This window comes from Vibrio nigripulchritudo ATCC 27043, assembly GCF_000222685.1.
GTDB lineage: Bacteria > Pseudomonadota > Gammaproteobacteria > Enterobacterales > Vibrionaceae > Vibrio > Vibrio nigripulchritudo.
This window is the reverse complement of sequence record NZ_AFWJ01000046.1, coordinates 13,153-33,360: the sequence shown is the minus strand read 5'-3', so window position 1 is coordinate 33,360 and position 20,208 is coordinate 13,153. Positions and strand designations below refer to the sequence as shown.

22 protein-coding genes, 1 pseudogene and 1 riboswitch are annotated in these 20,208 nt (G+C 47.2%); of the genes and pseudogenes, 8 read left to right on the top strand and 15 right to left on the bottom strand.

The features are described 5' to 3' along the window. The first annotated feature begins 164 nt into the window (after positions 1–164). Entirely contained in the window at positions 165–599 is a 435-nt protein-coding gene (locus tag RH89_RS05905; RefSeq protein ID WP_004400200.1) for an Hsp20 family protein, read from the top strand. A 282-nt stretch (positions 600–881) separates the two neighbouring features. Further along, positions 882–2,054, top strand: a complete 1,173-nt coding sequence (locus tag RH89_RS05900) for a Wzz/FepE/Etk N-terminal domain-containing protein (RefSeq protein ID WP_139063236.1) — start codon at positions 882–884, stop codon at positions 2,052–2,054. Positions 2,055–2,171: 117 nt separating this feature from the next. Here RH89_RS05900 and RH89_RS05895 read toward each other — a convergent pair. After that, positions 2,172–3,216 (bottom strand): annotated as a pseudogene (locus RH89_RS05895) (IS481 family transposase). 114 nt (positions 3,217–3,330) lie between these two features. Next, on the bottom strand, positions 3,331–4,581 hold the full coding sequence (locus RH89_RS05890; RefSeq protein WP_004400198.1) for a valine--pyruvate transaminase: 1,251 nt from the start codon (positions 4,579–4,581) through the stop codon (positions 3,331–3,333). A 346-nt stretch (positions 4,582–4,927) separates the two neighbouring features. On the opposite strand from RH89_RS05890, the gene RH89_RS05885 reads away from it, so the two are divergent. Then, the gene (locus tag RH89_RS05885) at positions 4,928–5,290 is read left to right on the top strand and encodes a hypothetical protein (protein WP_004400197.1); all 363 of its coding nucleotides are present in this window, start codon (positions 4,928–4,930) and stop codon (positions 5,288–5,290) included. Positions 5,291–5,397: 107 nt separating this feature from the next. Further along, the gene (locus tag RH89_RS05880) at positions 5,398–5,763 is read left to right on the top strand and encodes a hypothetical protein (protein WP_038145114.1); all 366 of its coding nucleotides are present in this window, start codon (positions 5,398–5,400) and stop codon (positions 5,761–5,763) included. A 61-nt stretch (positions 5,764–5,824) separates the two neighbouring features. Here RH89_RS05880 and glyS read toward each other — a convergent pair whose 3' ends face one another. Further along, complete coding sequence (gene glyS, locus RH89_RS05875; protein WP_004400195.1) at positions 5,825–7,891, bottom strand: glycine--tRNA ligase subunit beta; 2,067 nt, start codon at positions 7,889–7,891, stop codon at positions 5,825–5,827. 2 nt (positions 7,892–7,893) lie between these two features. Further along, the gene (gene glyQ / locus RH89_RS05870) at positions 7,894–8,826 is read right to left on the bottom strand and encodes a glycine--tRNA ligase subunit alpha (RefSeq protein WP_004400194.1); all 933 of its coding nucleotides are present in this window, start codon (positions 8,824–8,826) and stop codon (positions 7,894–7,896) included. A gap of 207 nt (positions 8,827–9,033) precedes the next feature. Continuing rightward, a riboswitch (yybP-ykoY riboswitch) is annotated at positions 9,034–9,167 on the top strand. A gap of 91 nt (positions 9,168–9,258) precedes the next feature. On the opposite strand from glyQ, the gene RH89_RS05865 reads away from it, so the two are divergent. After that, on the top strand, positions 9,259–9,822 hold the full coding sequence (locus RH89_RS05865) for a TMEM165/GDT1 family protein (RefSeq protein WP_004400193.1): 564 nt from the start codon (positions 9,259–9,261) through the stop codon (positions 9,820–9,822). An 87-nt stretch (positions 9,823–9,909) separates the two neighbouring features. Beyond that, the gene (locus RH89_RS05860) at positions 9,910–10,167 is read left to right on the top strand and encodes a hypothetical protein (RefSeq protein WP_004400192.1); all 258 of its coding nucleotides are present in this window, start codon (positions 9,910–9,912) and stop codon (positions 10,165–10,167) included. A 49-nt stretch (positions 10,168–10,216) separates the two neighbouring features. Here the strand turns inward: RH89_RS05860 and tusA are convergent, their stop codons facing one another. Further along, complete coding sequence (gene tusA / locus RH89_RS05855; protein WP_004400191.1) at positions 10,217–10,465, bottom strand: sulfurtransferase TusA; 249 nt, start codon at positions 10,463–10,465, stop codon at positions 10,217–10,219. A gap of 136 nt (positions 10,466–10,601) precedes the next feature. Here tusA and RH89_RS29035 point away from each other — a divergent pair, with 136 nt between their 5' ends. Together RH89_RS29035 and RH89_RS05850 are read left to right on the top strand one after the other, a co-directional pair. After that, positions 10,602–10,784 carry a hypothetical protein gene (locus RH89_RS29035; RefSeq protein WP_079655540.1) on the top strand — a complete coding sequence of 61 codons (183 nt, stop codon included), beginning with the start codon at positions 10,602–10,604 and terminating at the stop codon, positions 10,782–10,784. A gap of 186 nt (positions 10,785–10,970) precedes the next feature. Next, a complete protein-coding gene (locus RH89_RS05850) occupies positions 10,971–11,924 on the top strand; it encodes a LysR family transcriptional regulator (RefSeq protein WP_004400190.1) in 954 nt (317 codons plus the stop codon). 47 nt (positions 11,925–11,971) lie between these two features. On the opposite strand, the gene acuI is transcribed toward RH89_RS05850, so the two are convergent. The 10 genes from acuI to phnG form a co-directional block, all read right to left on the bottom strand. Beyond that, positions 11,972–12,952: an acrylyl-CoA reductase (NADPH) gene (acuI, locus tag RH89_RS05845; RefSeq protein ID WP_004400189.1), complete on the bottom strand. Its 981-nt coding sequence runs from the start codon at positions 12,950–12,952 to the stop codon at positions 11,972–11,974. 118 nt (positions 12,953–13,070) lie between these two features. Further along, positions 13,071–13,826: a phosphonate metabolism protein PhnP gene (gene phnP, locus RH89_RS05840; RefSeq protein WP_004400188.1), complete on the bottom strand. Its 756-nt coding sequence runs from the start codon at positions 13,824–13,826 to the stop codon at positions 13,071–13,073. Then, positions 13,817–14,392 carry a ribose 1,5-bisphosphokinase gene (gene phnN, locus RH89_RS05835; protein ID WP_004400187.1) on the bottom strand — a complete coding sequence of 192 codons (576 nt, stop codon included), beginning with the start codon at positions 14,390–14,392 and terminating at the stop codon, positions 13,817–13,819. The genes phnP and phnN overlap by 10 nt, the downstream gene beginning before the upstream one ends. A 28-nt stretch (positions 14,393–14,420) precedes the next feature. Next, positions 14,421–15,557: an alpha-D-ribose 1-methylphosphonate 5-triphosphate diphosphatase gene (phnM, locus tag RH89_RS05830; RefSeq protein ID WP_004400186.1), complete on the bottom strand. Its 1,137-nt coding sequence runs from the start codon at positions 15,555–15,557 to the stop codon at positions 14,421–14,423. Between the two features lie 28 nt (positions 15,558–15,585). Next, positions 15,586–16,302, bottom strand: coding sequence for a phosphonate C-P lyase system protein PhnL (gene phnL / locus RH89_RS05825; RefSeq protein WP_004400185.1), 717 nt, complete (start codon positions 16,300–16,302; stop codon positions 15,586–15,588). Positions 16,303–16,306: 4 nt separating this feature from the next. Further along, positions 16,307–17,131 carry a phosphonate C-P lyase system protein PhnK gene (gene phnK, locus RH89_RS05820; protein ID WP_004400184.1) on the bottom strand — a complete coding sequence of 275 codons (825 nt, stop codon included), beginning with the start codon at positions 17,129–17,131 and terminating at the stop codon, positions 16,307–16,309. After that, positions 17,125–18,039: an alpha-D-ribose 1-methylphosphonate 5-phosphate C-P-lyase PhnJ gene (locus RH89_RS05815; RefSeq protein ID WP_004400183.1), complete on the bottom strand. Its 915-nt coding sequence runs from the start codon at positions 18,037–18,039 to the stop codon at positions 17,125–17,127. The genes phnK and RH89_RS05815 overlap by 7 nt, the downstream gene beginning before the upstream one ends. Further along, on the bottom strand, positions 18,032–19,153 hold the full coding sequence (locus RH89_RS05810; RefSeq protein WP_004400182.1) for a carbon-phosphorus lyase complex subunit: 1,122 nt from the start codon (positions 19,151–19,153) through the stop codon (positions 18,032–18,034). The genes RH89_RS05815 and RH89_RS05810 overlap by 8 nt, the downstream gene beginning before the upstream one ends. Then, positions 19,144–19,755 carry a phosphonate C-P lyase system protein PhnH gene (gene phnH / locus RH89_RS05805; RefSeq protein ID WP_004400181.1) on the bottom strand — a complete coding sequence of 204 codons (612 nt, stop codon included), beginning with the start codon at positions 19,753–19,755 and terminating at the stop codon, positions 19,144–19,146. Before phnH ends, RH89_RS05810 begins: the two co-directional genes overlap by 10 nt. Then, the gene (phnG, locus tag RH89_RS05800) at positions 19,752–20,207 is read right to left on the bottom strand and encodes a phosphonate C-P lyase system protein PhnG (RefSeq protein ID WP_004400180.1); all 456 of its coding nucleotides are present in this window, start codon (positions 20,205–20,207) and stop codon (positions 19,752–19,754) included. The genes phnH and phnG overlap by 4 nt, the downstream gene beginning before the upstream one ends. Position 20,208 lies beyond the last annotated feature (1 nt).

Genomic DNA, 20,208 nt, shown 5'->3' with positions numbered 1-20,208 from the left:
TCTCACCAAGAAGGCAAAAGAGAACAAACGAATACGGAAAGCACACAATTTAACTTTTGTTAGCGACCATGTCCCAAAGCATCCATTGCCCGTGGAATGGTAAGACTGACTCCTTGGCATCTATGAAAATAGCCAAGGCTATTGCTTATCATGAGGATAGTATTATGCGTAATGTAGATTTCACTCCCCTATATCGTAACGCCATTGGTTTTGACCGTCTGTTAAACCTGATGGAAGCCAACTCAGCGAAAAACTCTTCTGGCGGATACCCTCCGTACAACATCGAGCAAAAAGACGAAAACAACTATCGCATTACTATGGCTGTCGCCGGTTTTGCTGAAGAGCATCTAGAGCTGACTCAAAAAGAGAACATGCTGATTGTTCGTGGTGAAAGGCAAGCTGAAGAAGGTAAAAACTACGTGTACCAAGGCATTGCCGAGCGCAACTTTGAGCGCAAATTCCAACTCGCCGACTATGTTAAAGTAGTGGGAGCAACGATGGAAAATGGACTACTGCACGTCGACCTAGAGCGTGAGATTCCAGAAGCGATGAAACCACGTAAAATTGCCATAAATGGCAAGAATCTCATCGAAAACTGATCAACGATGAAGGAATAGTAAAACGCCCGCAATTGCGGGCGTTTTTAGTTGTAGGAATGAAGGGTTGATTCAGAAAAGATAAAAACACACATTTTAGAAAGCTTATTCTTAATAAATCGTAAAAAAATGTACTCAAAATATCAATTGAACTGAGAAATGCATCGATACTTAACAGTATAAGCTTTGAGCAGAATTTTCGATGAGAATTCACTATTAGTGTATGATAAACTCCAGCTCTGACTTTGAACTAGCAGTCTCAATCTCAAAGTGTAAGGAACGCAAGTGCACAATCATAACAATCCAATAATGAATGAACAAAATACCCAGATGACTAACAATTACCAACAGAATGACGAGATTGACTTACGTGAGCTGTGTCAATCTATATGGGCTGGGAAATGGGTTGTGTTAATATCAACTGGTCTTATTACTTTGCTTGCGTTGGTTCATGCGTTGTTGGCTCAAGAGTGGTGGACTTCAAAAGCCAAAGTAACCACCCCTCAATTATACAACCTAGCTGAATATGAAAAACAGGTAAGTCAGTTTCAGCCTATCTTTGATATATATCAAGAAGATGGAACTGTATTGGTGAGTGAGAAGTTAGACACTTTAACAGATCCAGAAATATTATTCGCTCAATTTATACAGGCGTTTAACTCTTCTAACAATAAAAAGTTATTTTTGTCCTCAAATATAGAGTTTATTGATTACCTGAATCAATATGGTGCAGGTGCAGGTGCAGGTGCAGGTGCAGGTGCAGGTGCAGGTGCAGGTGCAGGTGCAGGTGCAGATAAGGAATATCTAGATCAGTTTTATTCTCTGTGGTTTAAGAATATTTGGGCTATCAAGGAAAGTAAGAAGGATGACGAGCAGATTTATGAATTGAGCTTTACTGCCAAAACTCAGAAAAGCAGTGCACTTAACTTACAAGATTATGTTCATTTTATTAAGCGCAGGACTCATGAATCTGCTTTGCAAAACTTGCAGTCTATTGTTGACGCTAAGCAAGACGAGCTCAATTTACAAAAAAGAATCTTGGTTGCTCAAGCGAAATCAAACCTAGAAGTGGAAATCGAAAGTGCAGAATATGCGTTAAGGATGGCTGTTGCAGCGAATGTTATTTCTCCTATTCAGACAAACAATGACAAAGAGCGTTTCCATATTGGCTTAGGTGCTAACGCATTGAAAGAGAAAGTTGAAGTTCTACGTTCTATAAAAAACTTAAGCGTAATTGAACCGAGACTTCAGAAGGTTCAAGCTAAGCTTGATCTATTAGATAAGTTGAAAATAAACAGAAATATTCAGTTTGATAATTTTCGGCTTCTGGATGACATAACAAAACCTAACTCTAGAGATAAGCCCAAACGAATTTTAATCGTATTTCTTGGTATTGTATTAGGTCTTTCGACGGGTATTGGTATTGTATTGGTACGAGAAGCATTTAAACGATCTTAGGTGAGGAGCTTTACTCATCATATTTTAAGCCAACAGAGTGAACTGTTGGCTTCTTAAGTTGTACTAATTCAGACTTGATCTGACAGTTACCCACTTTGCGACTTGGTGCCTGTCAGATTATATCTGGGCTAGATTCTTTTCAGCCCAGATTAATTTCCCATCCTCTAATGTTTCTAGTGGCGTTCTGCCACAGCACATTTTCCCTTGATGAGTATGTTGATTGTTGTAGTGGTCCATCCATTCGTCCAGATCTTTTTGTAATTCTTCCATTGAACCATACAGTTTCTTTCTAAATGTCACTTGGTAGAACTCATTCAGTATGGTCTTATGGAAGCGTTCGCAGATCCCGTTTGTTTGTGGTGACATCGCTTTAGTTTTGGTGTGGTCTATGTCATTGATAGCTATGTAGAGTTGGTAGTCATGCTGGTCAACTCGACCACAGTATTCTGTTCCTCTATCCGTTCGTTAAGATTCGAAGCATTGGCAGATCATGAGCCTCGAAGAATGGGAGAACCTTGTCGTTCAACATATCAGCGGCAGTAATTGGCGTTTTTGTTGTGTAGAGTTTAGCGAAGGCAACTTTGCTGTAGGTATCAACGAAGGTTTGCTGATAGATACGACCAACACCTTTCAGGTTGTCAACATAGACGGTATCTTGAGAGCCGAGATAGCCTGGATGTACCGTTTCAATCTCGCCACACGCCTCATCATCGTGCTTCTTCCGTTCTAGGGCGGCAACTTGTTCATCCGTTAAGATGATAGCGTTCTCTGCGACCTGTTTCTCCAGCACAATAAGACGCTTTTTGAAGTTCTCTAGATCATTACGAAGCCAGATTGAGCGAACGCCGCTTGGGGAGATAAACACGCCTAGTTTACGCAGTTCATTACTCGTTCTTACTTGTCCATGAGCAGGAAAATCGATAGCGTACTTGAGCACCGCTTGTTCAGTTTCGCTATCGACGCGGTTCTTCAAGTTCGGAGCTCTGCGACTTTGATTAATCAGATCATCAATACCACCCGTTTCTACCAACTCTTGATAACGATAGAACATGTCTCTTGATACGCCCATGACTTTACAGGCTTTTGATACGTTGCCGAGCTCTTCTGCAAGATTGAGAAGACCTGCTTTGTGTTTGATGATCGGATTGCTAGTATGAAGAATGAGAGTTACCTCTTATTGTCTTTGATTAGTGATTAAGCACCTTTAATCAAAGTGGGTAACTCTCTTCATTTCAAATTGAAGTGTCAGATCTAGTTGGAACTAATACACTTAAGTTTACGTACCGGAATAAGCCTTTTTTACCTCTTCTGCTATTACTTTAATTCCTTTTTGTATGGCTTCATCGTCTTGTACGTAATTCATACGTAAGCATTGGTGAGCGTGTTCCCATTCGTCTTCCTGACCGATAAAGAAGTATTCGCCTGGAACGATCAGAACACCACGGTCTTTTAAGCGTTGGTACAGCTCCATGGTCGTTATTGGCAGTTCATCAAACCACAGCCACAAGAAAATTGCCCCTTCAGGCTTGTGGATACGAAAGCGTGGATCGTCAATCGCTTCTTGAAGAAGTTGAACCGCACGTTGTGATTTCTGCTGATAGAAAGGTTTTATGGTGTTTTGGCTCAGCTTGAGTAAATCACCAGATTCAATCATGTGCTTGCCGAGAGCTGGTCCCAAACTGCCCGGGGCTAAACTGATGATGCCGTTCATGTTGGCAAGCGCTTGGGTGACTTCTTCATTGGCTATTACGATGCCGCAGCGAAGCCCCGGTAAACCGAGTTTAGACATGCTCATACAAAGAATGGTGTTGTCATTCCAAAATGGCGTGACATCTTCAAAGATGATATTTGGGAACGGAGTGCCGTACGCGTTGTCGATGATCAGCGGGATATTATTGTCACGCGCCAGTTTATCCAGTTTACGGACTTCTTCATCCGTCAATACGTTACCTGTTGGGTTGGTTGGGCGGGAAGCACAGATCGCAGCAATGGACGCATCGACTTTTAGTTGTTCAAAGTCGACATGGTATTTGAACATTCGGTTGTCCAGCATTTCGATTTCTGGGTGATAAGACACAAATATGTCGTCATCGATACCGGCATCACCATAGCCAATGTATTCAGGTGCAAGTGGCAAAAGAATCTTTTTATGCGATCCATCTGCCTGCTGACCAGCCAGTAAGTTAAACAGATAGAAAAAGCCACTCTGGCTGCCGTTGGTCAGGCTGATATTTTTCTCAGATACATCCCATCCGTAAGTCTCTTTTAATAAAGATGCTAATGCCGTAATAAATGCGTTTTTACCTTGAGGACCATCGTAATTTGCCATAGAGGCAACCAGTTCGCCACTTTCCAGCATTTTTGCACTGGCTTGATGAAAATATTCGAGCATCGCAGGTATGGCGGCTGGGTTACCGCCCCCGAGCATGATGGCGCCTGGTGTACGAAGACCATCGTTTAAGTCGTCCATTAGCTGCGTAATACCTGAGTATCGATTGAATTTTTCACCAAATGTAGAGAACTGCATTACTTCTTTTCCTAGTTATATCTTGTTGTATCTGTCATATGTTTTTTTGTATCGAAGCTGCTCAGCTTTGAAGGACCATCCAGCGTTGATACAGATGTTGATAAAATGTTGTGCCAGACTGCTCAACATACCTGATCGAATCATCAAGTGAAAGGGCATAAGAAGCTTTGTTTTTATCTATATCATCACGAGTTCTCGTTCAAATGGTGTTTCCGATATTTCAAATAGATAGAGAGTAACGGGTAAAACTCTTTGTGCTTTACTGCGATTTCATTCAATGAATCTGCAAGAGCGTTCCAACTCGCTGAAATATACTCTCCGTCATTAATCAGTAATTGGAAATATCATGAACCGTCACATTCTTTTAGCGGCATTGACCGCTCTTTCTTTGACTGCGTGCAACATTACTAACTATGACGCCGTAAAGCCCACTGCGAGTAAACAGGATATCGCGGAGGCCAAAAGTAAACTGAGTGGCATAGAAGGTATGAAAGTTACAGACGAAGGCTATATCACTTACTTTGAAATGGTTCCGCATGGCTACATGTGGGATACCCAAGCCATAAAACAAGCCAGCTATGAAGGTGCATGTGAAAATTTATACGACTTCTTGGAGATGGGCTTTGTGGTAAAAATAGGCTTCAAGGGTGAAGGTGGGCGCGAAGAGCATTTTGACAAAACACGTTGCGACGCTGAAGAGACTAACTAAAACTGTAGCTATTGATAAAAATGTTATAAATGTGTGCTTTACCTCCTTTAATGAATAGAAATTAAAGATAAAATGACGATTCATATAAAAAATTACTATAGATTGTTATGAAGTTTAAGTTAATAGCAGCAGCGTCTATGTTGTCAGTTTTGGCTGGCTGTAACCTCACCAATTATGAGCCAACCCCTCCAAATGTGGCTCCTGAAAATATTGAGATAGCAAGGCAAGCATTCTCTGAAGTACCTGAGCTAAAAGTATCAGATGATGGGTATATCAGTTATGTTGCCTCTCTTCCTAGCTCTGGCTATAAGTGGCAGACCACTACGATTAAGAAAATCAGTTACGAATGGTCATGTGATAATTTGTATTCTTTCCTAGAAATGGGATTTGTCACCAAGATATTTTTTAAAGGGAAAGGTGGTCGTGAAGAGTATTTCGACAAAGCACGTTGTGATGCTGAAGAGACAAACTGATTTCTAGCCAGATAAACAAAAGGAAGCCATTTGGCTTCCTTTTTCATTTTTATTCAGTTGATTACTTCTGCAACAAAGAAATATCCGCAATCTGAAGGAACAAGTTACGCAGATTGTTTAGAAGCGTCAGGCGGTTTTTCTTCAACGCTTCGTCATCCGCCATTACCATCACGTTGTCAAAGAAGGCGTCGACTGGTTCACGTAAGTCCGCAAGCTTGCTCAGCGCTTCTTGATAGTTACCTGTTGCGAATGCAGGCTCTAGTGCTTCAGTCATGACTTCAACGTTTTCAGCCAGCGCTTTTTCGGCGTCTTCCTGAAGTAAAGACAGGTCGATGTCTGCTGCTAGCTCACCCTCAAACTTCGCTAGGATGTTACCCACACGCTTGTTGGCGGCAGCCAGTGCTTCCGCGGCTTCCAGATCACGGAAGTGAGAAACGGCTTTCACGCGTTGATCGAAATCTGCAGGTTTGGTTGGACGACGTGCCAGTACGGCCTGGATGATATCCACGCTGAAGCCTTCGTCTTTGTACCATGCGTTGAAGCGACCCAGCATAAACTCGATAACGTCTGCTTCCACATTCGCGTTGGTGAGTTTGTCTCCAAACAGAGATTTCGCTTTCGCGATAAGGTCTGTTAGGTCTAGGTTGTAGCCGTTTTCTACGAGGATACGAAGCACACCTAGAGACGCACGGCGAAGTGCGAATGGGTCAGAGCCTTTTGGTGCTTGACCAATACCGAAAATACCGACGATGGTGTCCAGTTTGTCTGCCATCGCAACCGAAGAAGAGACGCCTGTACTTGGTAGGTCATCACCCGCGAAACGAGGCATGTACTGTTCGTTCAGTGCCAGTGCGACTTGCTCGTCTTCACCGTCGTGGCGTGCGTAGTGCATGCCCATCACACCTTGAGTATCCGTAAATTCGAACACCATAGAGGTCATGAGGTCACATTTAGCCAACAGACCTGCACGTTTTGATTTTTCGACGTCTGCATCGATTTGCTCGGCAATGTAGCCAGCAAGTTCGGTGATGCGGTCGGTTTTGTCTTTGATCGTTCCCAGCTGTTTTTGGAAGATCGCTTGCTCAAGTTCTGGCAGGCGATCAATCAGCGGACGTTTGCGGTCAGTATTAAAGAAGAATTCTGCATCCGCCAGACGAGGACGAACCACTTTCTCGTTGCCTTCGATAACGTAGCGAGGTTCTTTTGATTCGATATTGGAGACAAAGATGAAGTTTGGAAGAAGCTTCTTATTGTCGTCATAGACAGGGAAGTACTTCTGATCGCCTTTCATGGTGTAAACCAAAGCTTCAGACGGTACTTTCAGGAACTCTTCTTCAAATTTCGCAGTCAGAACCACCGGCCACTCAACCAGAGAGGTGACTTCTTCAACCAAGTCGTCTTCCAGATCGGCAACACCGCCAACCGCAGCAGCGGCTTTTTGAGAGTCGGCAAGGATAATGGCTTTACGCGCTTCGTAATCCGCCATGACTTTACCGCGCTCTTCCAGAATTGCTGGGTACTGATCTGCTGAGTCGATAGTGAATTCCTGCTCGCCCATAAAACGGTGTCCGCGAATGGTGCGTGCTGAAGCAACGCCAAGGATTTCGCCTTCGATCAGCTCGTCACCAAGCAGAATGGTCAGTGTTTTTACTGGACGAATGAATTGAGTGTCTTTGTTACCCCAACGCATTGGCTTGGGAATAGGCAGGTTTGCCAACGCTTTAGCTGCGAGGTCTACCACCAACTCCTGAACAGGCTTACCCTTGACTTCTTGTTTGAACAGTAGCCATTCACCTTTGTCGGTTTTTAGGCGATCAGCTTGCTCTACAGTGATGCCATTGCCGCGTGCCCAGCCTTGAGCGGCTTTGGTTGCGTTACCTTCTTCATCAAAGGCAACAGAAACTGCAGGACCGCGCTTTTCTACCACTTTGTCTGCCTGACCTTCTGCAAGACTTGCCACTTTCAATGCAAGACGGCGAGGGGAGGCGAACCACTTCACGCCTTCGTGTGCCAGCTCCGCACTTTTTAGCTCTGCTTCAAAGTTGGATGCAAAGGCTTCAGCCAGAGTACGCAGTGCCGTTGGTGGTAACTCTTCTGTACCCAGTTCAATTAGAAAATTCTTAGCCATGATTACTTCTCCTCGCCCTTTTGTTCTTGATTGCGACACATTGGGAAGCCCAAAGCTTCACGCGACGCGTAGTAGGCTTCCGCTACCCCTTTGGTGAGGTTACGGATTCGAAGGATGTAACGTTGACGCTCGGTAACCGAAATGGCTTTACGTGCATCAAGCAGGTTAAAGGCGTGAGCTGCTTTTAAAATGCGCTCATACGCTGGTAGCGGCAGAGGCTTTTCAAGCTCAAGCAGTTCTTTGGATTCTTTTTCGCATTGATCGAAGAAACTGAACAGGAAGTCGACATCGGCGTGCTCAAAGTTGTACGTCGATTGCTCCACCTCATTTTGATGGAAAATGTCACCGTAAGTGACAGGCGTTCCATCAGGACCGATATTCCAAACCAGATCGTAAACGGAGTCCACTTCTTGGATATACATAGCCAAACGCTCGATACCGTAAGTGATTTCGCCCGTTACTGGCTTACACTCCAGCCCACCGACTTGTTGGAAGTAGGTAAACTGAGTCACTTCCATACCGTTAAGCCACACTTCCCAACCAAGACCCCAGGCACCCAGAGTCGGGTTTTCCCAGTTGTCTTCTACAAAACGGATATCATGAACTTGTGGGTCTACGCCTAGCACTTCCAATGAACCCAAGTACAACTCCTGAATGTTGTCTGGAGATGGTTTTAGTGCCACTTGGAATTGGTAGTAGTGCTGCAGACGGTTCGGGTTTTCACCGTAGCGACCGTCAGTTGGACGACGTGAAGGCTGCACGTAAGCGGTCGAGATTGGCTCGGGACCGAGTGCACGAAGACATGTCATTGGGTGAGAGGTACCTGCTCCCACTTCCATATCTAGCGGTTGAACAATGGTACAACCATTTTGAGCCCAATAATCCTGCAGCGCGAGGATCATTCCCTGGAAGGTTTTGATATCGTAATTTTGCATAATCAGGTTCGCGCAATTCTTCTGTATGTTTCAATGAAAATAACCATTGAGTATACCCAGATAATGCCTTGCCGAGTAGAGGAAATGTCGCCTAAATCATGCTCAAAAGTCGCTTTTCATACCAAACTCGGCACAACCCTCGAAAAAAAGACGTTTTTCGAATTTTGATGTCTGTACCTTGCCAATATCCAGCCTTGAAATTACACTTTAAAAGTCTTTGGGGAGTAGCTTGCTTGTTCTTGTTGGAAGCGGAACAAGTTTGTACGTCAACATAATTGATGGATACCCATCATGGCGTATGAGACTCAGTAGCCTATAAAAAATGAAATCAGGCTGAGTTTAGCGAGACCATAGACAAGAATCACAAACCAGGGGTGGGGCGTGGGTCTTGTCTCTGGTTTTTTCTCGATGCCCTGCCCCATTGAGCATGTCGTGAGTGTATTAGCTATCTCTATTACCAGTGTCACACTGGCGGAAATTGGGGACAAAACCCAACTCCTTTCTCTTATCCTCGCCTCTCGGTATCGAAAGCCGGTGCCCATTGTTATGGCTATCTTTTTGGCCACGTTGCTCAACCATGCGCTTGCAGCTTGGTTAGGCGTTGTTGTAGCTGACCATTTATCCCAGGAAGTTCTACGTTGGGTCGTGGTATTGAGCTTCTTAGCCATGGCACTTTGGGTGTTGATTCCCGACAACATGGAAGAAGAGGAATCGGTGTCTTTTCGTGGTCCGTTTATCGCCAGTTTTATAGCCTTTTTTATTGCGGAAATCGGAGACAAGACCCAGGTAGCGACGTCCATTTTAGGTGCGCAGTTTTCAGAACACTTAATGATCGTGATTTTGGGGACAACCGTGGGGATGATGTTGGCTAACGTGCCTGTAGTGATTTTCGGTAAGCTGAGTGGAGATAAATTGCCTTTTGTCACCATCCGCCGTACCGCCAGCGCGCTGTTTGTATTACTTGCTATAGGGGCTTTGATTTTTGGAACGGAATAATCGAACGTAATTGTGAAAACAGGCACATACTTGGTTTTCACGAGATGGTATTTTCCCGTTTAGAGTGTGGAGCAGGAGGGTAAAACCATGTTAACGCGCTATATGGGCATGACCCCAGAAAGTCAGAGTTATTTGTTTACGTTTGGCTTGGCATTAACGCTGCTAGGAATGGTATTAACGGATATGTGGCTACCCATGGTTGTTGGTGCCATCATTATGACTGGACTCGCCGTTGAATCCTGGATTCGTGTCCAGCACTTAATCCCGATTCGAAAAGAGTTAAGAGACTTGCATCATCAAATAGAACAAGTTCAAAAGCAGCAACGCAAGCAATCAGAAGAATAGAAAAGGGCGACCATTGGGTCGCCCTTTTGCATTTGTATTGATTGAAATCTCAATCCAATCCCTTTTTGATCAGGTATTGATAAGGGAGAGATTCTGTCTGACTTCCTATCAGTTGGTGATCCATAAATCGACAGAAGCTTGGAATGTCGCGTGTGGTAGACGGATCATCGGCTTTAACCAGCAAAACATCCCCATCATTCATTGTTCTAATGGTTTTTCTTACCATCATCACTGGTTCTGGGCAACGCAGCCCTTCAGCTTCCAGTGTTTTCGTCGCGAGTGTCGGATCAAAAGTCATAGTTGTGCGTTCAATTAGATTTTGGAGGGCAAATCATACTGATGTCGAAAAAATATTCAATAACCTCTTGGCAAAGGCAAAAAATCCATGTAAGTTGGCTTTTAACAATTAAATAACATTTGAGCTAGGGGTGTGAATGCTAACGCAGTTAGACAGGCTAACAATTTACAGCGTACTGTGTTTTATTACATTTTGCGCACTGATACTTAGAAGCTCATCTGAAGTATCCCTTTTACCTCTAATTGGTTTATTTGCAACGATTTTTGGTATTTGGGTGGAAATGCATCGCTGGCAGAAACACGGCGAAAAACAGAATTAACACGACACTACTACACATTCCGACACTATCCCATTTTTCTTGGGCTTCCCCGCTGAAAGGCGGGATTTTTTTTACTTTTTATTTACAAGTTTGTTAATTTTTCACGTTAACTCACTTGATCTTGATTTGAATCTTATTTTGCTGCCTCTGGTATTATGAAGCTTTTACATCAGTCGAGTAAACGCTTTGGAACTGGAAGATATTTATCGCCGAGATTTAAATTTGCTGGTAGCACTTCGCGTGATCATTGAAGAAGGCAGTGTGAGTCGTGCTGCCGATCGACTCAACTTGAGCCAATCCGCGATGAGTCGTGTACTGGGGCGATTGAGAGACATGGTGGGTGATCCATTATTTATCCGGCAAGGTCAGCATCTGATGCCGACCGAAAAAGCCCTTACGCTGAATCAATCTCTTAACGAGCCACTTGAAGCGTTACGCTCACTCCTGACACCGGAAGAATTTGACCCGAAAACCTGCGATCAAACCTTTACCATCGCTACAACTGACTACGCCATGCAAACCATACTGCCGTTTGCACTGCCAAGGATTTATCAAGAAGCCCCGCAAGTTAAGTTTGAATTCATTCCGTTACTTCATGATCAGTTGCCACAACAGCTGACTCATCACGGCGCGGATTTGGCGATATGCCGCCCGATTGGTCCGGTGGAACCTTTAAACAGCGATGTGCTTGGTCGAGTGGGGGTGTCTTGCTTGGTTTCTAAGCATCATCCTATTGCAGACCAGAAAATGACGCTCACCGATTATCTTCAATATCCTCATGCGATGATTGCGATCAGCGATGGTGTGAAAGCGTTACTCGATCAGGCATTGGTGGACCAACCTTCTCGGAACATGGTTTTACGCGCCTATCATTTGGAAGCCGCTCTGGCGATTGTCGATACGTTACCACTGATCATCACAGTACCAGCCGATTTAGCCTATTTGGTAGCAGAGCGTTACGACCTAGTAGTGAAGCCACTGCCGTTTGAGTTTACGCCATTTGAATATTCAATGATCTGGCACCCCAGATGCGAACATTCTCCCGCGCAAGAATGGCTTCGTGCAGTGGTTAAGCAAGAATGCAGCAAGCTGATTGCTAAGCGGGTGGAAGATTTAGGGTTGGACAATAAGAGTAGCTAGAATAAAAACGCCAGCATAAATGCTGACGTTTCTTAAAGGTCGAGTTTTTATGGCTTGATCACCACTCGCCCCGTTACCTGACCGTTGGTGATGTCTTTTGCGTATTTTGCTGCATCGTTCAAGGTGACTTCTGTACAAGCCTGTTCGTAGTAGCTTTCTGGCAGCAGTTCGGTCAGTTTCTCCCACGCAGCGACACGCTTTTCATAAGGGCAGTACACCGAATCCACACCTTGAAGCCTGACGTTTCTCAAAATAAACGGCATTACAGTGGTTGGCAGATCAAAACCGCCCGCCAAGCCGCAAGCGGCAACGGTGCTGTTGTAATCCATCTGTGCCAATACTTTTGCCAGCATTTTGCTGCCCACCGTGTCGATTGCGCCAGACCAGATTTGTTTTTCAAGCGGACGAGCAGGTTCTTCGAATTCGCTGCGTTCAATGACTCGGGCTGCGCCTAGCTTTTCGAGTAAAGGTCCATTTTCTTCGACGCGACCACTGACCGCGACCACTTTGTAGCCGAGCACGCTCAGTAAATTGATAGCCACAGATCCGACACCGCCGCTGGCACCAGTCACCAAAATCTCACCGTCTTCAGGTTTTACACCACCGTCGATAATGGCCTGAACACACAGCATCGCAGTTAATCCAGCAGTACCGACCATCATGGCTTGCTTGCTGCTTAAGCCTTTAGGAAGCGGAACCAGCCAGTCGGCTTTCAGACTGGCTTTTTGTGCCATACCACCCCAGTGGTTTTCGCCCACTCCCCAGCCGGTAAGGACCACCTGATCGCCGCTTTGGTAGCGTTCGTCGGAAGAAGATAAGACCGTTCCTGCTAAATCGATCCCTGGCACCATAGGAAACTGACGGATGATTTTCCCTTTGCCTGTAATGGCGAGTCCGTCTTTGTAGTTTAAGGAAGAGTAATCGACCTCGATCACCACATCGCCTTCTGGCAACTGCGAATCGTCCAACGACTCAATGGTCGCAAAAGTCTTTTTGTCTTCTTGGTTCAGTACGAGAGCTTGGAACATAGTCTTCTCCACAATAGTGAGGGTTGCTGGCAAAGCCAATAACCCCTATTTTAAGCTCGGTTTATCTATGAAAAAAATGACACTTTAGCATTATAGGTATGCAAAAAGTGCATGCTTATCACAGATGAAAAGATTGGTTGTCTTTGGCGAGGAAAAAGGAAGAGGAGAATTGGTTTGAATTTTCCATTGCCCAGCAGTCCAGCTCGTGGCTGATATGAATTAGCCCCATTTGGGAAATGGTGAGCTGCTGTTTGATGGACTGTGCCAGCAGAATGTCGTTGTGATTTCGGGGCGGAGAGTCCGGCATCGGCGGATGGTTGCAATCTATTAGTACCAAATCCAGAGGTTTGTCTTTCAAAAATGCGTGTGTGTACTTAGGCAATCCAACCGTGTCAGTGAGGTAGGCGAATGTTTTGCCTTGCCACTCGAAGAGATAACCAAAACAGGGTTTGGAATGTGAAAGCGGCACGGGTGTAATGGTGATGCCTTCCCACTCAAAAGGCTCAAACGCTTTCAGTGCCTGAAACTCTAATAGCCCAGGGTGTTTATATAAGTCATCGCACCCGTATTTGTCCGGTGGAGACAGCACGGGAATGGGTTGCCCTTTCCCCCAGCGCAAATCAAACAGCGACTGCACGTGGTCCATATGAAAATGGGTCAGCAAGATGGTATCGATGCTGCCCGCAGGAAAACGCTCAAGCAGGTGAGGGTGGTTGGCATCCAGCAGCAGGGTTTTGCCGTTATGTTCGATGTAAGCGGAGGTTTTGCCCCGTCGGAAAGCGCGGTTTTCTTTCGCCCGCCCACAGGCAACGCAATCGCAGCCATAAACCGGAACATGCCCAGTATTACCCGTGCCCATTAGGGTTAGCTGCATAGACGTGTTTCCTTTTGCCATTGCTTTATATGTTTAAACTTGAGAATAAACTGTTCCACACTGCTTTGAAGTGTATCACTGTTGTCGATGACCAAGGCATTGGCAGGCATTTTTTGCTGATATTGAATGGCGCGATCGATTCTGGCATCAATTTCCGCCTCGCTTTCTCTTCCTCGCGCTTGCAGTCGCTGTTTCAACTGGTGAGTGTTAACATCAATCCACACAGGTTGGATACAGGTGGCAAATCGCTTTAGGGCTTCGGGGTAGTAGGCACGCGACCCATTCAGAAAGACGTCCTGACCTTGGCTTAACCAGTGTTCGATTTCTTTTCCTACCCCATAAAACAAGCCGTTGGCTTGCCAATGCATGGCGAACAACTCTGACTGGATGCGTTGCTGGAACTCCTCCGGTGTTAGTGCGACGTGGTTTTCATTTCCACTGTCTGCTCGCCTTGTGATGTATCGATGCGCTACTTGTGCTGAGAGCCTGGCATCCTCCCGAATCGCCTGAATCACGCTGTCTTTTCCGCTTCCCGATGCACCCATCACATAAAAGAGTGTCGCCATTGTTTTCTCCCACATTCATTGAATTAGCTTAGTACGCGGTCTGTCCTTTGCACCATGCACGTTTGACGTAGGCTTGCCCTGCAACCTGCTCAACCAGAATCAGATCGGCGCGTTTGCCTTCTCGGATTTCACCGCGATCGCGCATGCCTAAAGCGTCCGCAGGGTTGGCTGTAGCGAGTTTCACCGCAGCAGGTAGATCCAGTGTGTTGCGTTCGTCTTCTGCCAGTTTGAATACGGAATCCAGCAGGCTTAACGGGAAATAGTCGGAAGAAAGCACATCCAGAACCCCCATGCTCGCCAGTTCGTGAGCGGCGACGTTACCCGAGTGCGACCCACCGCGAACCACGTTAGGTGCCCCCATCAGAACGTGTAACCCAAGCTGGTGGGAGCGCGTTGCTGCTTCCACGGTGGTTGGAAACTCGGCCAGTACTAAGCCGAGATCGTGGGATTCTTCCACGTGTGCGTTGGTCGCATCGTCGTGGCTCGCCATCGGGATACCGCGTTCACGGCACAGTTCAGCAATGGCTTTGCGGTTGGTATCCGACCATTGCTCTGACAGGCGTCGCTGCTCGGCTTCGTAGGTTTGCATCTCAGCATCGTTTAAGCCGTATTTGCCTTGGTAATACTCGTAGTATTTTTGAAGATTGACGAATTGGCGCTGACCGGGCGAGTGATCCATCAAAGAGACCATTTTCACCTGCGGTAACCCCAGATACCGCTCCGCCAGCCCATAAGTGGAAGAGTGGGGCAGCTCACAACGGATATGGAGGAAATGCTCCGCGCGATTCACACCTCGACGCTCTGATTCCACCAAAGTGTCGATCATCTTGTCGAGATAATCCTGCCTTGTACCGCCATCGCGCACGTCACCAACGGCAACAGCATCCAGCACAGTGGTGATACCAGAGCCAATCAGCTGTGCATCGTGTGCCGCCATGGCTGAAAACTCCGGCCAGCTCACTTTCGGGCGAGGGGTAAAGTACTTTTCCAGATTATCGGTGTGAAGTTCAATCAATCCCGGCAGCAACCAATGACCTTGCCCGTTAAGGCAATTAGGATCGCTGTCCAAGCCTTCTGAGACGGACGTTATGGTGTGGTTATCAATTTCAACAGTGCCATACACAACCGAGTCAGGCAGCACGATATTTACGTTAGTGATTTTCATGGTATGTCTCTTCTATTGCATTGCCTTTCTATTGCAATGTGGCGCAAGGCTGCGGGTTCAAATACGTGGTCGCGGTCTTCACATCAAAGAACTTGTCGGCGACGCGCTGGCGAACGTATTCATCGTGGAAAATGCCGACGATCGTAGCACCGCGGGCTTTGGCTTCCAGAATCAGGTTGATCACCACATCACGGTTTTTCTCATCCAGCGATGCTGTGGGTTCGTCGAGCAGAAGAATCGGAGCATCGACGATAAATCCTCGCGCAATATTGACCCGTTGCTGCTCACCACCTGAGAAGGTCGCGGGGGCTAAGTGCCACAAGGTTTCTGGCACATTGAGGCGAGTGAGCATTGCTGCCGCTTTTTGCTGAGCCTGCTCTTCATCCACGCCGCGCTCCAGCAAAGGTTGCATCACCACCTCTAAGGCGGAAATACGGGGAATAACACGCAGGAACTGGCTCACCCAGCCCAGACTGTGCTGACGCACCTGGAGTATCTGCCTTGGGGAGGCATTTGCGATGTCTACCCACTGTTCATTGCTGTAAACCCGAATCGACCCGCTGTTGACGATGTAGTTGGCGTACAACGCTCGAAGCAGAGTGGACTTACCCGAACCGGATTCGCCATGCAGGACCAAACATTCGCCTTGATCGACTTCAAAGCTGACCGAATTCATAACGGGTAGGGTGATACCTTGCTGGTTGTGGAGCACAAAGCTTTTACTGATATTTTCTACTCTTAACATGGCGCTATCCTTGAAGCACAGAAGACACCAACAACTGGGTGTAAGGGTGTTGGGGATCGTCCAATACCTGATCGGTAATCCCGGTTTCGACAATGCGGCTTTCCTTCATCACGATCAGGCGATCAGCCAGTAGCCTTGCGACTGCCAGATCGTGGGTGACAATAATCACGGATAACCCCAGATTGGTGACCAGATTGCGAATCAGGTCGAGCAGTCTTGCCTGAACAGACACATCGAGCCCGCCAGTCGGTTCATCCATAAACACCAGTTTGGGGTGGGTGACCAAGTTGCGTGCGATTTGCAGCCGTTGCTGCATGCCGCCGGAAAACGTAATTGGAGAGTCATCGATGCGATCAAGCGGTATCTCCACATCGTGCAGCCATTTTTCTGCCTGAGCACGGATCTGACCATAGTGGCGATCGCCAATCGCCATTAGCCTTTCTCCAATATTGCCCCCCGCAGACACACGGGGTCTTAACCCATCCATTGGGTGCTGATGAACCACGCCCCATTCAGTGCGCAGCAATCGGCGGCGTTCTCGGTCGGGTTGGTTGTACAGGTCAATCGCAGAATCACCATTGTGGTAGTCCACATGACCAGCATCGGGCATTTCTCTTCCCGACAAAACGCGTAGCAAGGTACTTTTCCCTGAGCCGGATTCGCCGACAATGCCCAACACTTCTCCCGGATACAGTTCCAGATTGATGTTCTGACAGCCTTTGCCCGGTGAGTAGAGTTTGGATAATTCCGTGACTTTCAAAAGAGGCGATTCATTTACTTGGCTCTCGACAACAGACGAAGGAGAGACACATTCCGCGTGATTTAACATGACAATTTCTCCTGCTGTTCGGCGCAATAATCGGTATCGGAACAAACGTACATTCGGCTGCCCTGATCATCGGTTACTACTTCGTCAAGGAAGGTGTGTGTTGCCCCACAAAGGGCACAGGGTTCTTCCCAGCGTTGCACTTCAAACGGGTGGTCTTCGAAGTCGAGGCTTTTTACATCGGTAAACGGAGGAATGGCATAAATGCGCTTTTCCCGACCAGCTCCGAACAATTGCAGAGCCGACATGCGATCCATTTTCGGGTTGTCGAATTTCGGAATCGGAGACGGATCCATGATGTATCGCTGGTTCACCTTGACCGGGTAGGCGTAAGAGGTAGAGATGTGCCCGTAACGGGCAATGTCTTCATATAGCTTTACATGCATGATCCCGTATTCACTTAGCGCGTGCATTTTGCGAGTTTCCGTTTCTCTCGGCTCTAAGAAGCGCAATGGCTCTGGAATCGGCACTTGATACACCAGAATTTGCCCTTCTTTGAGTGGCTTTTCTGGAATGCGGTGACGCGTTTGGATAATGCTTGCGGCATCGGTTTTCTCAGTGGTGTCGGCGTGAGCGACTTTTTCAAAGAATTTGCGAATCGATACTGCATTGGTGGTGTCGTCTGCTCCTTGGTCAATCACCTTGAGCGTGTCGTCGGTGCCGATAATGGACGCAGTAATCTGTATACCGCCAGTGCCCCAACCATAAGGCATGGGCATTTCGCGACCACCAAATGGCACCTGATACCCCGGAATGGCAACGGCTTTTAAAATGGCGCGACGGATCATACGTTTTGTCTGCTCATCGAGGTAGCCGTAGTTGTATCCCTGTATTGCCTGAGTATTGCTCGTCAGAGCAAGTTCAGGAGCGTCATGTGTTGATGCATGGCTTTGTTGCGTCGAATTACTCATGGTCTGATTCTTCCTGCTGGGTTTGGCGTAATTCATATTCCTGCTGGGTTTGGCGTAATTCATATTCCTTCTGGAGTTTGCGTATCAGCTCCAACTCCGACTGGAAATCCACGTAGTGCGGCAGCTTGAGGTGGGAAACAAAGCCAGCGGCTTCGACATTGTCGCCATGAGACAACACAAACTCCTGATCTTGCGCGGGTCCCTGAACGGGTTCATCCAGCTCTTCCGCTTGCAAGGCACGATCGACCAGTGCCATCGACATGGCTTTGCGCTCTGCGGCACCAAACGCCACGCCATAGCCGCGGGTAAATTGCGGCTTAACGGTCTTTGAGCCAGCGAATCCGTTGATCATCTGGCATTCCGTAAGTTCGATATCGCCAATGTCGATATCAAATCCCAGTTCTTCAGGGCAGAGAGATACCGTGACTTGCCCGGTGCGGATCTCGGCAGCGAAGGGGTGGTTGCGCCCGTAGCCTCGCTGAGTTGAGTAGCCCATCGACAGCAAGAAGCCTTCATCGCTGCGCATCAGCTGCTGCAATCGCGCGCTTCGGGTTGCCGGATACGTCGGAGGGTGCAGGGTAATGTCTTCTGCCGTTTCCCCTTCGTCGAGTTCTTGTCTGGCTAAACCCTGATGCTCCAAAATCGACATCACTTGCGGGCAGGCTTCCAGCTCGTTTGCGATGTCTTGGGTCCCTATTTCAGAGATGTCGCTTTCAGCCAATAGCGAGAAGTCCAACAGGCGATGGGTATAATCCAGCGTCGGACCTAAGACCTGCCCGCCGGGTAAGTCTTTAAACGTGGCGGAAATGCGGCGCTCGATTTCCATATTGCTGGTGTCAATTGGATTACTGGTGGCGAAGCGAGATAAAGTGGTGCGATAGGCGCGCAACAGAAAAATGGCTTCAATCATGTCGCCACTGGCTTGCTTGAGTGCAAGACCAGCCAGCTGGCTATCGTAGATGCCCCCTTCGGTCATCACACGATCGACCGCGCCACTCAATTGTTCTTCGATTTGGCTGACGTTCAATTCAGCTCCTGTTCCTCGACGCTTTTTGTCTTGGAGTTTGTGTGCCGACTCAATGGCTTTTTCGCCGCCTTTTACTGCTACGTACATGGCGAACTCTCCGTGTTTAATTGGGTGATTTGGGTTGTGCGAGGCAGTGCCATCAGTTCGCAACCGCAGGTAAGTAATACATCGATACCCAATGGTTGAGATGAGTGAATGGCTTGAATCTGTGCCAACAAATCCGGATGAATGCCTTCAACCTGAATGTTCTTGTGCCCATCAATGCCCGGACCTTGCAGAGACAAAGGTGTCCCTTTTTGTAAGCTGGTTACCTGAACCAACAGAGTGGTGCTGGTTTCTGGGAATTCGGCACTGCCCCAGCAAAAGTCGTTTACGTTCATGGTTTGCTGGTGATCCAATAGCGCGAAGCTGGCGCTTTCAGCAGGTGATGTCAGCGGTGCATTGGCGTGAAACTGCAGGTTCTGTGTAAGCTCTGTGTCTTCGAGAAAGTTTTCAGATAACCAAATCGGTGTGGTGCTGTCAGACAACGCCAGTAAAATCTGCGTAGTTGCACTGTTCGCATCGCCAAAGGATAAATCGCTTGGCATGGTTTGAGTGCTGCCTGGCATCGACACGGCATTTAATACCAGACGGAAAACGCATTGGGCATCGTGAATCGGGTCGTTAAAACCGGGTTTTACGAATTTCATTCGTCTTCTCCTCTCACCATGGTGAAGAATTCCACTTTGCTGGTGGCAATTTGCTGGCGTCTTGCGCGAACGTGTTCTTCCATCGTGGCCATTAAGGGTTCAATAATCTGTCGTTGCAAAGCTGCGCCGTAAGTTGGGGTTTGCATCAAGGCATCGATCAACGCGGCAAGGTGCGCATGTTCTTTATTGCGACCTTTGACGTAGCTGTAACCCATCTCACCTTCCGCCAGTTTGATTACACTGCGCGTGACGGTCATGTCGCCCATGTTGAATGGGTTTCCTGTGCTGCCCATCCGGGACTGAACCTGAACTAAGCCGGTTTCCGGAGCGCGAATCACCTGATGGTCGGGTGATAGATTCAGCGGCTCCCACAGTTTTTTAAGGTGCAAGAAGTCGGTCCGAGCGAGAACTGACATCCAGCTCTGTCGCTCCGACTGTGTCGTCGTGCTCATG